The sequence below is a fragment of the Olivibacter domesticus genome (assembly GCF_900109575.1).
Classification (GTDB): Bacteria; Bacteroidota; Bacteroidia; order Sphingobacteriales; family Sphingobacteriaceae; genus Olivibacter; species Olivibacter domesticus.
This window is the reverse complement of sequence record NZ_FOAF01000001.1, coordinates 2,247,228-2,259,605: the sequence shown is the minus strand read 5'-3', so window position 1 is coordinate 2,259,605 and position 12,378 is coordinate 2,247,228. Positions and strand designations below refer to the sequence as shown.

Here is a 12,378-nt window from a genome sequence, read left to right as displayed (position 1 = left end):
GTGGCTTATGCTTGTATGGCTAGCTCTTTTTCGGCAACAGTTTTTTTCCTGGTTTTCTTAAATGGCGTAAGCAGTACCACAAAAGCGACAGCTAAAATGATAAATGCAATGTATTGAAATGCCGTTGCATAGCTAATGGCTGTTGATTTAAATAAGAAGCCGAAGAGCATGCCCCCTAGATTGCCTCCAGCACCCACGATTCCGCTGATAAGTCCGACATGTTCTTTGTTAATAAATGGAACAATAGCATAGGTTACGCCATTTGCCATCTTTAGAAATAAAGCAAAGCCTAACATCGAAATAATAGCGAGCATAAGAGAACCGGCTTGTGCAAAGAGTAATACACCGATACCTTCTAATAACAACATGGATGCAAGCAGTAATCCTTTACCCTTTAAGCCATAGCTTCGACCCGTTTTGTCTGCCATAATACCGCCCAAGGCGCGGGCAAAAAGATTCATGAACCCAAAGATGCCTGCCCAAAACCCAGCGCTGCTCTGGCTTAAATCAAAGCTATCTACAAAATGGAGCGCTGCCACATTATCAAATGTTATTTCCATGCCAAAACACATGGCATAAGCAAAGGTTAATGCCCAGATGCGCCAATCGCCCAGAACCTTCCAGCTGAATTTCTTTTTGGCTGTTTTTAGCCTTTCTATTTCATTAAAATTACCGGCTGGTGTATCTTTTGTATATTTCCAATAAAGGAAAGCTATCAAGAGCATAAATACACCGGGGACTATCATAGCATAACGCCAAGCTATTTCTGCCGTATAACCAAAGCCTACTATACAAGCGAAAATAAGCGGCATAACCATGTTGGTAATACCACCACCCAAATTACCCCAGCCTCCGGTAATGGCATTTGCTGTACCTTTTATATTGGGTGCGAACATCATACTTGTATGGTACTGCGTAATGACAAAAGAAGCACCTATTACCCCGATAGCAAGCCTAAACAGGAGAAAAGTTTCGTAATTATGTGCTAACCCAACCAGAAAGACCGGAATAGAGCCAATAATTAAAAGCCATACGGCAGTTTTACGAGGGCCAAAAAGATCGCATAACCTTCCTATAATAAGGCGAGCGATGATGGTAGACGATACAGAAGCGATAATAATATTGCCAATCTGTTCTTTCGTGAGGCCCATTTCTGTCCGAATAGTAGGCATTAAGGGTGCCAGGCCAAACCAGCCGAAAAAACAAATGAAGAACATAAACCAGGTAATGTGGAACGTTCGCATCTGTACACCTTTGATTGAAAACAGGGGCAGTGAAGGGAGCGGTTGCTGAGAGGTTGCTTTCATAAATTTTGCCATTGAAGGTTGAACATTTTAAAATGCGGAAAAAGATAATTTATTAAATTGCTTTACATCGCCTATTGTGATGAGATGTGCGAAGGTATATTCGAGTGACCGTTTGTTTATACATCCTTGTTAAGTCAAAAACAGTTATTTTTATGTATTTTTACGTTTTTATACGTATAAAATATTTGTATTGGGGCAAATTTATAATAAAAATTCGTATTTAAGCAAAATATTTACGTATTTTTGTATATAAATATAAGTAAATTTACTTATTTATTATTTATACGAAAAAAATAACGTGTACAATTCATAGTTAAGCAAGTGAAACGGGATGTCAATATTTGGAATTTGTGTTTAGTCTGTTGTGTGCATCACGATATAGATTAACATTGAATAATGGCATGTAATACCCCGTTTGAGATTCTCTGTCTGTATTGTGGCACATCGAAAGCGATGATAAATTAATTAAATGGAAACTAAATTACCTCAAATAACCCTTGTTGGGGCAGGTCCTGGAGACCCTGAGTTATTAAGCATGGCTGGCCTGGAGGCATTGGAAAGTGCTGATGCTGTTCTGTATGATGCCTTGGTGAATCCACTTATTTTGGAATATGCCGCGGAAAAATGTGAGTTGATTTATGTTGGTAAGCGATTGGGAGATCATGCTTATAAACAAGAAGAAATTAATCAGATGTTAGTAGATTGCGCACTTAAATACGGGCATGTGGTGCGTTTAAAAGGAGGAGACCCGTATGTTTTTGGGCGAGGGAATGAAGAGTTGCAATATGCGCAGGCAAGAAATATAGCAACGGCAGTAATACCGGGGATGTCGAGCTCCTTAGCTTTGGCAGATCTGATAGGTATTCCGCTTATTCATGAGGGAGTTTCTGCTGACTTTTGGGTGATAACTGGCTCAACAAAAAATGGAAATTTGTCAGAAGATTTATTAACGGCAGTTAAATTAGATGTTACAGTGGTGATTTTGATGGGCATGCAACATATAAGTACTATCACAGCTCTTTATCGGCATGAGCAGAAACAGTTGCTTCCAGTGGCCATTGTACAGAATGGTTCCCTGCCTGATCAGCGCGTCGCGATTGGTACAATCGATGATATTGAGCCAAAGATAATCAACCAAGGTATAGGTGCACCTGCAATTATCATCATTGGTCAGGTGGTGGGGTTTCCAACTATGTAATTATCCGGTTGCTAAGCTTGCGTTTAATGGGGAGGATTGATAGGAAAGCTCTATTGAAGGAGAATCCTTCGAACTTGGATTGATGACAATCATCAGATACCTCTCTATGTCTGCTTTCTTTTTAAGTAAATCTTTTAGTGTGCAATTTATAACGTCATGCTGCTTTGTGCTTAGTAGTACAGGAGTGTCTGGATTTCTGTATTGATAGATAAGCGATATGAGGGCGTGCGTTTGTTTAAAGGGGTTCTTGATAACTATGGTGGCAGCGGTGGCTGCTATCTGTTTGAATTTTTCCGTCTCCGATATACTATTATTTGTTTTTCCATCATAGACCCAGAAGCTTTCATTGCGATGACGAATAGTTAAAGGAAAATGGTTCTGTCCTGTTATACGATTAATTTCGCTGATACCTGGTAAAACAGTTACCCTGTATCCGAGATGTTTGAAATAATCTGTTGTCTTTGTTTCTTCTGTTCTGTTAATGCTACTATCGCCCATTAAATAAACTATTTTTTTTGCACTTCTTCGGTTTGTGCCTATAAAATAATGCCGGTATTCGTGTTGGTTTAAAATGCTACAGTTCGCATGTAAATACTTAGATAGTTTTTCTGAAATGAAAAACTCAGTAATTAATAAGTTGGCTTCTTTGATATGTCTGACAGCTTTTATCGTAAGAAAATCTGCGTTTTCTGCATTTTTTATAAGTACAAAATCCATTTCTTCTAAATTTTAAGTAAAAATACGTAAAATATTTTACTGTTTATTTGTTTTTGTGAAAAAATATTCTTTTTTTTGATTAAAATTAAGTTTTAATACGTAAAAATAACTGAGTATGAAAATTATTGTTGTTGGAAATGGCATGGTTGGATATAAGTTTTGCGAAAAAATACGTAAAAAAGAAAATGCTCAACACTGTGAGATTACTGTGTATGGTGAAGAGCACAGACCAGCATACGACAGGGTTCATTTAAGTGAATACTTTGCCGGTAAAACAGCGGATGATCTGCTTATGGCTCCAAAGGAGTGGTATGCAGCGAATCGCATTAATTTAATAACAGGTGAGCTAGTAACCAATATCGATCCATCAAAGAAAACAATAAGTACGCATAGGGGAACGATTGATACGTATGATAAACTTATATTGGCAACCGGTTCATCACCCTTTATGCCACCTCTTCATGGGATTGATAAAATGGGTGTATTTGCCTACAGAACAATTGAGGATCTTCAGCAGATGGAAGATTATGGCAGAACAGCCAAAAAAGCGGTTGTCATTGGGGGAGGTTTACTGGGTTTGGAAGCGGCGAAAGCATTGTTGGATATGAAACTCGAGACGCATGTGGTTGAGTTTGCAGATCGTTTAATGCCCCGTCAGCTGGATGTTAAAGGTGCGCTCATTTTAAAGGATAAGTTGACAGCCTTAGGCTTACATATTCATACTTCCAAAAGTACGAAAGAAGTACTTGGTGAAGGTAAAATCAATGGCTTATCCTTTGCAGATGGTTCTGTGCTTGATTGCGATATGTTAGTAGTTTCGGCCGGTATCAGACCACGGGATGAGTTAGCTAAAAACAGTGGTATAAGTATCGGTAGCAGGGGGGGGATTGAAGTAAATAATAAGTTGCAGACGAATTACCCAGATATTTTCGCCATTGGCGAAGTAGCCTTGCACCAAGAAATGATTTATGGGTTGGTTGCTCCTGGTTATGATATGGCTGAAGTAGTGGCGACAGTGCTTAGCGGTGATAACCAGGCCTCTTTTACCGGTTTTGATATGTCGACTAAACTAAAATTAATAGGTGTCGACGTGGCAAGCTTTGGTGATGCATTGGATGTGGAAGAAGAATGTGTGCCCATTGTTTATGAAAATAAGGCAAAGGGCGTTTATAAAAGAATTAATATTACGCGTGATGGGAAGTACCTGAAGGGGGGCATCTTGGTGGGAGAGGCAGATGCCTACAATATGTTATTGCAGATTACTCAAAATGGACTAAGCCTGCCAGAGGACCCTGCTGATCTCATATTAGGTGCAAGAGGCGCTAACCAGTCGGCTAGTGGGCAAGGGGTAGAAGCTTTGCCCGATACCGCGCAGATCTGTTCATGTGAAGGAATTACAAAGGGTGGTATCTGTGAAGCTATCGAGGCGAATGAGTTAACGGACTTGGCAGGAGTGAAGAAAGTGACGAAGGCTTGTACAGGTTGTGGCGGATGTACGCCTATGGTGGCTGATCTATTAAAATCTGTGCTTGAATCTCAAGGTAAGCAAATTAAGAAGACCTTATGTGAGCATTTCGCTTATAGCCGACAAGAATTGTACGACCTCATCCGTGTGAACGATATAAAAAGTTACGATGAACTGTTAGGAAGATACGGTGAGGGGGATGGTTGTGAAACCTGTAAGCCTGCTGTGGCTTCTTTATTGGCTAGTATTTGGAACGAAGTAATCTTAAAACAAAGCACTATTCAGGATACAAATGATCGCTTTTTGGCGAATATACAAAAGGGCGGTTCCTATTCTGTTGTTCCGCGCATTCCAGCAGGAGAAATTACACCTGATAAGTTATTGGTTATTGCACAGGTAGCTAAAAAATACCAACTCTATACAAAAATTACAGGCGGGCAACGAATTGATCTTTTTGGTGCGCAGTTACATGAATTGCCTGCTATATGGGAGGAATTGGTTGCGGCTGGCTTTGAAAGTGGACATGCTTATGGTAAGTCATTACGGACCATTAAAAGTTGCGTAGGTTCTACCTGGTGTAGGTTTGGTGTGCAGGATTCTGTTGGATTTGCCATAGAGATTGAAAATAGGTATAAGGGGTTGAGATCTCCTCATAAATTAAAGGGCGCTGTTTCTGGTTGTATACGCGAATGCGCAGAAGCTCAATCAAAAGATTTTGGGATTATAGCGACCGAAAAGGGATGGAACTTGTATGTATGTGGAAACGGTGGGGCAAGACCACAACATGCACTCTTATTAGTGGGTGATGTAGATAAGGAATCTTGCATACGTTATCTTGATCGTTTTTTGATGTTTTATATCAAGACGGCAGAACCGCTTACACGCACTGCTACCTGGTTAAATAAAATGGAAGGCGGTTTGACTTATCTGTATGATGTGGTAGTGAATGATGTACTTGGAATAGGTAATCAGCTTGAAGCTGAAATGGAAACATTGATTGCAAATTATGAATGTGAATGGAAGCACGCTGTAGAGAATGAATCTTTCCGTAAACGTTTCAGTCACTTTGCAAATAGTGAGGAAGGGGATCCAAACATGAAATTCCAAGAAGTTCGCGGACAGAAGATGCCGGTTGAGTGGGGAAGTGTTGTTTAGTTCAATTAAGATTAGAAAATAAATGAATGATGGAAACAATTGATTATTCAAGTTTTGTGCCTGTGAATGGTCAGGACGTTGACTTTTGGTTAAATGTAGGTAACGTGTCGGACTTTCCTGATAATGGCGGATTATGCTTTAAACATGACGTTTTACAGATTGCTGTTTTTAATTTCAGTAGCCGTAAGGAATGGTATGCTTGCCAAAATCTTTGTCCGCATAAAATGCAGATGATTTTAGCCCGAGGTATGATCGGCTCCCAAGGCGGGGAACCTAAAATTGCTTGCCCTTTTCATAAAAAGACATTTTCTCTGAAAACGGGCGAATGTTTAAACGGTGATGAATGTGCTATTGTTACCTTCCCTGTTAGAGAAGAAAATGGAGAAGTTTATGTTGGATTGGCGAAAATGACCGGAGATGTTTTACAGGGAAGTGCAATTTTTTAATAATTATTATGTAAGCTGTTAAAATTTATAGGATGGATTATAACAAACCCACTGTCGTTGCTGCCTCCATGATACAGGCCGGTGTCGATAAAATAAATTTATCTGCCGGCGATTTATTGGTTAGAGGTCTACTTTCTGGCGCTATATTAGGCTTTGGTACTACTTTGGCATTGACGGCTACTGCCCAAACAGGCTTGGCGATTGTTGGTGCGGCACTTTTTCCGGCATGTTTTATTATTGTAGTGCTCATGGGACTTGAATTGGTTACGGGTAGTTTTGCTGTATTGCCTATGGCCTATTTTGATAAGAAAATCGGCTTTTGGGCCATGCTGAAAAATCTCTCCTTGGTATTTGTAGGTAATCTGCTCGGAGGCCTTCTTTATGCTTGTCTTTTTTGTGTTTCTGTTTCGCAGTTTGGGCACGAAGAAAAAAATGCTGTAGCACAACTGATTGTAAAAATAGCGGAAGCAAAAACCGTTGGATATGCACAGTATGGTTTAGATGGTATGTTCAGTGCCTTTACAAAAGGAGTTTTGTGTAACTGGATGGTCACAACAGGTGTTGTGTTGGGAATGAGTTCTAATTCATCAACTGGGAAAATTTTAGCTGCCTGGCTACCGATCTTTATATTTTTTGGCCAGGGCTTTGAACATGCTGTTGTAAATATGTTTGTTATTCCGGCAGGAATTATTTTAGGAGCGGATGTTTCGGTTGCTGATTGGTGGTTGTTTAACCAACTTCCGGTAACATTTGGTAATCTGCTTGGAGGAGTTGTGTTCACTGCATGGGCATTGTATTATACTTTTGGTAGAAATAAACGGACTGAAACAAGAATAAACAACCCTATTAGAAAAACAGTCCTACGTGAACAGGTAAAATTAGGAGTGGTAGAAGAGGTTTAATCTATTTGACATATCAGGCATTTGATATATTGCGGATGGTGAATATTTAGTAGCTTTGAGGGTAAGCAAATGAATGCCGAACAAACCGTGCGAATAGAATATAAGAAAGACCAATTTAGTAAACTAAGGATTTATTACCTGTTAGCACTGAGTACAATTGCGTTAAGCATTGTTCTTGGGCAATTTTTAGTGCAGAAACATTTACGTGAACAGGAGAGTGATGCGCGTATTGTGAACTTAGCTGGCAGGCAGCGAATGCTCAGTCAGCAGATCAGCAAATTAGCACTCAGACTGAATGAGATCAACTCTCAAGAAGGACGTCTACATTTACTTGATGAATTAAAAACAGCAAATAAAGAGTGGGATAGAAATAACCGTAGTTTACGGTATGGTAATGATAGTTTAGCATTGCCTATTAATAAAAATGCTTTTGTCAATCAATTGTTTACAGACAATCAACCAACCTTCGATAGCATATTTCTAGCAAGTACCCAGCTGTGTAGGAAAATAGAAAACAAGGCGGATGTAGTTTATCCTTTGCTAGCGGCCAATGTGCAAACAATTCTACAGCATGAAGGATTGTTCTTGCAGCATATGGATGCCATTGTATCTGCATTTGAATACATAGCTTCACAGAAGATCCTGCAATTAAAACGTACAGAATATATCTTATTGGCGGTATCGTTGAGTATTATTGTCCTCGAAATATTTCTCATTTTCATACCAACTACAAGGAAAGTTAATGATACCTTGCTTAAACTTATCAGGTCAGAAAGTGATGCACAGCAGATGAGTAAGGAGATTGGCGCGTTATATGCCTCTTTAGAAGAATCGTATGAACGTATATCTGGCATTACGTTACCGGTGGCCTTACCAAGGTTGATTGCAAAAGCTGATCGCGGAGGTAATGTTTATTATGTTACCGACCAATATATCCATAAATTTTTAGGAAATGATGTCGCATTTAAAAGTATTGCGCACCTTTTTGGTTTAGCCGGTGAGCCTGCTGATGATTTTAATGAACAGCTGATTGATACGGTAGCAAATCAACAAAATTGGCATAAAGAGCTTATCTATAATGATCGTTCGAAGAACAAGCATTATATGGATGTGAGTATTGTGCCTATCTATGGTCATGATAATGAAGTGGACGAGCTGCATGTTTTTGGAGCAGATATGACCCCGAGAAGGTTAGCTGAACAGAATATGTATAAAAAAGATAGGGCGGAAATTGAAAGAAAGGTAAATGAACAAAAATTCCGATCAATATTAGTACTAGAGGGACAGGAAGAAGAAAGGAAAAGGATTGCGATGAACATACATGATGGAATAGGACAGCAACTCACCTCGCTGAAATTTCACATGGCATCTATCGATCTTACAAAAGAAAAAGAGGCTGAGCAGAAATTAATAGATATTAACAAGCTGACAAAGGATATTATCAAGGAGGTAAGAGTAGTGACTTTTAACCTAAAACCTCCTGTATTAAGTGATTATGGGCTAGCTGCGGGTTTAAAAAACTTGGTGCTTGAAATTGATAAACTGAGCAATAATCAGCTGATTTTCGAGAACAGGACGGATTTTAGTAAACGCTTGTCTCCTAAAATAGAAAATAACATTTATAGAATTGTGCAGGAGGCCTTGAATAACGCCATAAAGTATGCCGAGTCTCCAAAGGTTGAAGTAATCATGGAACATGATCAAAATGAACTCGTACTCACTATTAGGGATTATGGTGTTGGCTTTGAAAGTAAATCGGTTGATATATTTCATGTAGAATTTGGTCATGGCTTTTTGAATATGCAAGAAAGAGCTACGTATATTAATGGGAAATTAAAAATCGAATCTAATCTTGGTGTAGGCACAATTGTAAAGCTTTTTGTACCTTTGGTTAATAAACCAGGAAATACTTAATATGAGTAAAATTACGGTGCTTTTAGCGGATGATCATGTGTTGGTGCGTAATGGTATCAAGGCGATGCTAGAGGCGGATGAAGAAATCATAGTGGTTGGAGAGGCAGATAACGGCTTACAGGCTGTAGAACGCGCACGAGAATTGCAGCCTGATTTAGCCATTATGGATATTCGAATGCCCGAAATGAATGGCTTAGAGGCCTGTGAAGCCCTAGCAGGCAAGCTCGAAAACACTAAGGTAGTCATGTTATCCATGCACGATACAGAGGATTATGTTTTGCAGTCATTAAGGGTAGGTGCTTGGGGTTATTTATTAAAAGACACGGATAGGGTCGAATTTATAAAGGCTTTAAAGCAGATTAATAATGGTGTAAGGTATTATAGTGGGGCTGTCTCTAATATTTTAGCAAATCAGCTGTTAGGTGGCGGAACCCAGCAAAAAAGGAATAGCATTAACAATACCGAAAATGTCTCCTCAGAAGCCTACGGACTTTCCAAAAGGGAGAAGCAAATATTGAGTATGGTTATAAATAGCAAACACAATAAAGATATTGCTGATCTACTTGGCAAAAGTATACGTACGATAGAGACACACCGATTTAACATAATGAAGAAATTAGGTGTGAACAATGCAGTAGACATGGTTAATAAAGCAGTAAAAGAAAATTTAGTATAGTTTTTAAGTAAATTTACTTGTTATTGTTGTATTTTTTACGTTTTTTTACTTAAAAAATATAATGGTTATGAAGCTAGTATTTACGCTTTTATTTACAGTGATAATTTTTGTCCCAGATGCGCTTGCACAATTTAAATTGACAGCTGAAATAAGGCCGAGGGCTGAATGGCGAAATGGATTTAAAAGTCCTTTGCCTGAAAATGCCAACCCCGCGTTTTTTATCGAACAGCGATCTAGATTATATGTTGAATTCCATAGTGAAAAAATAGATCTTATGCTTGTTCCTCAGGATGTCCGTATATGGGGCAATACGGACCAGGCAGGTAAAACAGATAAAGCATTAACCAGTTTTCAGCAAGCTTGGGCCGCTTATAAATTTAATCCTGAACAGCGGTTCTTGGTAGGGAGAATGGAACTTGATTATGATAATGCGCGTATTTTAGGTAATTTGGATTGGGCACAGCAAGGTAGGAGCCATGATTTGTTAAAATATGAATATAATGGTAAAACGAGTAGACTGCATCTCGGTGCTGCATTTAATCAGGATAGTAACAGCCCTGAACCAACTAAGCTTGCAGAAACGTATTACCGAGGCTTAAATAATTATAAGTCTTTTCAATTTGCTTGGTTTCATAAAGATTTTAAGAAGATCTATGCCTCTATGCTTATTTTAAACGAAAGCAGACAATATGCACCTGATACATCGTATTATATGCAAACGGGTGGGTTTTACAGTCAGGCATCGTTATCGTCCCTTATATTTTCTGCTGAATATTATTATCAAATGGGCAAGAATAGTACGGGGGCTAACAAGCGCGCCTATATGGCTTCATTGAGTGTAGCTTTGAAGCGTACACATTTTAAATTTGAACTTGGAGCCGACTATTTAAGCGGTGATAAAGCTACCACTAGTAACAATGAAGCTTTTGATCCTTTGTATGGTACCCATCATAAATTTTATGGATATATGGATTATTTTTATGTTGGAAATGGTCATGGAAATAAAGGGCTAAATGATGTATTTTTGAGAACAAGCTGGTCAAAGAATGATTGGATCTTATCATTGGATGGGCACCGTTTTGCAGCTACTGCGGGAATTGTTGATGCTGCTAACAATAATAAAAATAAGTATTTAGGAACAGAATTAGATTTAACTTTTTCTTATGACTTAGCCGAATCTGTTAATGTTAAAGGGGGGTATTCACATTTATTTTATACGTCAAGCATGGCTGTGCTGAAGCAGGTAGATCAAAAAAATGGACAATCTTCATGGGCCTGGCTTATGTTAACGATTAAACCGATGATATTTCAACACTAGCATGCTGTTGAGAAATTAAAATACCATGACAGGAGACCTTTCAGTAACCTATGATCGTAATCAATTGGTTCGAGTGTTTGTAAAGGGGGGCATGATCACGCCCCAGATTTTCATGACGGTTTTAGAGGCCTCGGAAATGGCCGGTAATTATTTTGTTCATTTTGGATCAAGAGAGGATATTTTATTTCCGGTTGAGCCCAGTATACTGCCGCGAATAGAAAAGTACCTAACAACTCATCATGTTGATTTTGAATACGGTAAAAGAGATGCCTATCAGAACATCGTGAGCAGTGCTATCGCTTTAGATATTACGGCCAATACGAGCTGGCTTAATTTAGATAAGTATCTTTCAATTCTGAAGAGCTTTGATTTTACGCCAAGGTTAAAGATCAATATTACCGACCCGAAGCAATCAATGGTGCCTTTATTTACGGGGCATCTGAATTATATTGCGGCCGAACGTGCTGATTATTGGTACCTATATATCCGTAATGAGCATAATCGAAATAGATTAGAAAAATGGCCTACGCTTATTCGTAGTGCTGACTTATCCAAACTTAGCCGATATGTAGAAAATAGGTTGGTAAAAAGTCCTAAATCATTGCTAGCTGACCTAATTGTTGGTTTGGCTGAATACTTAAAGATAGATAGTATTGTCTCTAAAGTCGAGTTGAGATTACCCAATAGCCTTTTTCCGTACTATGAAGGATTAAATAACGTGGATGAAAGCTTACTCTGGTTGGGGTTATATTGGCGGAATAATGAATTTGATATTGCTTTTTTACGGAAAGCTTGCCAGTTATGTATGCAAACAGGTCCTGCTTATATCTATATCAGTCCGTGGAAATCATTTGTTGTTAAAGGGATTAATGCTGCTGATCAATTATCTTGGGAAAAATTAATGGGCCAAATGGGAATCAATATGAGGCACTCCAGTTTGGAATTAAATTGGCATATACCTGTACTTGATGAAGAGGCTCTCTTGTTGAAAAGATACCTGGTTCAAGAATTGGATCAGCAGGATATCAGTACGCACGGGCTCACTTATACCATTGAAACTACTGAAGATAAATTATGGTTTACTAGTATTGTGATACAGAAAAGCACGGAGCAACATCATCACCATCAGCCTGTTTATCACTTACTTTATGCGAAAGAGTTTAATCCAAATAGCACCGTTTATTATTCATACGCAAAAATGGTCCACAAAGAAATTTTGCCAGCCATGTTGATTGAATTGAGTAAACTCTATTATAAGACACTTAAATTTTAGGACCTTA

10 protein-coding genes are annotated in these 12,378 nt (G+C 38.7%); 8 read left to right on the top strand and 2 right to left on the bottom strand.

Going from position 1 to position 12,378, the window contains the following annotated elements:
* Positions 1–5: 5 nt before the first annotated feature.
* Positions 6–1,307: an MFS transporter gene (locus tag BMY50_RS09870; RefSeq protein WP_093323775.1), complete on the bottom strand. Its 1,302-nt coding sequence runs from the start codon at positions 1,305–1,307 to the stop codon at positions 6–8.
* A 469-nt stretch (positions 1,308–1,776) separates the two neighbouring features.
* Here BMY50_RS09870 and cobA point away from each other — a divergent pair, with 469 nt between their 5' ends.
* Positions 1,777–2,505 (top strand): uroporphyrinogen-III C-methyltransferase, encoded by a 729-nt coding sequence (gene cobA / locus BMY50_RS09865; protein ID WP_093322982.1) that lies wholly within the window; start codon positions 1,777–1,779, stop codon positions 2,503–2,505.
* Here cobA and BMY50_RS09860 read toward each other — a convergent pair whose 3' ends face one another.
* Positions 2,506–3,222: an SAM-dependent methyltransferase gene (locus BMY50_RS09860; protein ID WP_093322980.1), complete on the bottom strand. Its 717-nt coding sequence runs from the start codon at positions 3,220–3,222 to the stop codon at positions 2,506–2,508.
* A gap of 115 nt (positions 3,223–3,337) precedes the next feature.
* Between BMY50_RS09860 and nirB the strand changes: the two genes are divergently transcribed.
* From nirB to BMY50_RS09825, 7 genes are all read left to right on the top strand, one after another.
* Positions 3,338–5,842 carry a nitrite reductase large subunit NirB gene (gene nirB / locus BMY50_RS09855; protein WP_093322977.1) on the top strand — a complete coding sequence of 835 codons (2,505 nt, stop codon included), beginning with the start codon at positions 3,338–3,340 and terminating at the stop codon, positions 5,840–5,842.
* Between the two features lie 26 nt (positions 5,843–5,868).
* Positions 5,869–6,288 carry a nitrite reductase small subunit NirD gene (nirD, locus tag BMY50_RS09850; RefSeq protein WP_238383708.1) on the top strand — a complete coding sequence of 140 codons (420 nt, stop codon included), beginning with the start codon at positions 5,869–5,871 and terminating at the stop codon, positions 6,286–6,288.
* A gap of 32 nt (positions 6,289–6,320) precedes the next feature.
* The gene (locus tag BMY50_RS09845; RefSeq protein WP_093322975.1) at positions 6,321–7,190 is read left to right on the top strand and encodes a formate/nitrite transporter family protein; all 870 of its coding nucleotides are present in this window, start codon (positions 6,321–6,323) and stop codon (positions 7,188–7,190) included.
* A 69-nt stretch (positions 7,191–7,259) separates the two neighbouring features.
* Positions 7,260–9,104, top strand: a complete 1,845-nt coding sequence (locus tag BMY50_RS09840) for a sensor histidine kinase (RefSeq protein ID WP_093322972.1) — start codon at positions 7,260–7,262, stop codon at positions 9,102–9,104.
* Position 9,105: 1 nt separating this feature from the next.
* Positions 9,106–9,780: a response regulator transcription factor gene (locus BMY50_RS09835; protein ID WP_093322969.1), complete on the top strand. Its 675-nt coding sequence runs from the start codon at positions 9,106–9,108 to the stop codon at positions 9,778–9,780.
* Positions 9,781–9,847: 67 nt separating this feature from the next.
* Positions 9,848–11,098, top strand: a complete 1,251-nt coding sequence (locus tag BMY50_RS09830) for an alginate export family protein (RefSeq protein ID WP_162276572.1) — start codon at positions 9,848–9,850, stop codon at positions 11,096–11,098.
* Positions 11,099–11,123: 25 nt separating this feature from the next.
* The gene (locus tag BMY50_RS09825) at positions 11,124–12,371 is read left to right on the top strand and encodes a hypothetical protein (RefSeq protein ID WP_093322963.1); all 1,248 of its coding nucleotides are present in this window, start codon (positions 11,124–11,126) and stop codon (positions 12,369–12,371) included.
* Positions 12,372–12,378 lie beyond the last annotated feature (7 nt).

Excerpts from the sequence above, each read along its gene's own strand:
- BMY50_RS09870 (WP_093323775.1), bottom strand. The coding sequence starts at position 1,307 with ATGAAAGCAACCTCTCAGCAACCGCTCCCTTCACTGCCCCTGTTTTCA.
- cobA (WP_093322982.1), top strand. The coding sequence starts at position 1,777 with ATGGAAACTAAATTACCTCAAATAACCCTTGTTGGGGCAGGTCCTGGA.
- BMY50_RS09860 (WP_093322980.1), bottom strand. The coding sequence starts at position 3,222 with ATGGATTTTGTACTTATAAAAAATGCAGAAAACGCAGATTTTCTTACG.
- nirB (WP_093322977.1), top strand. The coding sequence starts at position 3,338 with ATGAAAATTATTGTTGTTGGAAATGGCATGGTTGGATATAAGTTTTGC.
- nirD (WP_238383708.1), top strand. The coding sequence starts at position 5,869 with ATGATGGAAACAATTGATTATTCAAGTTTTGTGCCTGTGAATGGTCAG.
- BMY50_RS09845 (WP_093322975.1), top strand. The coding sequence starts at position 6,321 with ATGGATTATAACAAACCCACTGTCGTTGCTGCCTCCATGATACAGGCC.
- BMY50_RS09840 (WP_093322972.1), top strand. The coding sequence starts at position 7,260 with ATGAATGCCGAACAAACCGTGCGAATAGAATATAAGAAAGACCAATTT.
- BMY50_RS09835 (WP_093322969.1), top strand. The coding sequence starts at position 9,106 with ATGAGTAAAATTACGGTGCTTTTAGCGGATGATCATGTGTTGGTGCGT.
- BMY50_RS09830 (WP_162276572.1), top strand. The coding sequence starts at position 9,848 with ATGAAGCTAGTATTTACGCTTTTATTTACAGTGATAATTTTTGTCCCA.
- BMY50_RS09825 (WP_093322963.1), top strand. The coding sequence starts at position 11,124 with ATGACAGGAGACCTTTCAGTAACCTATGATCGTAATCAATTGGTTCGA.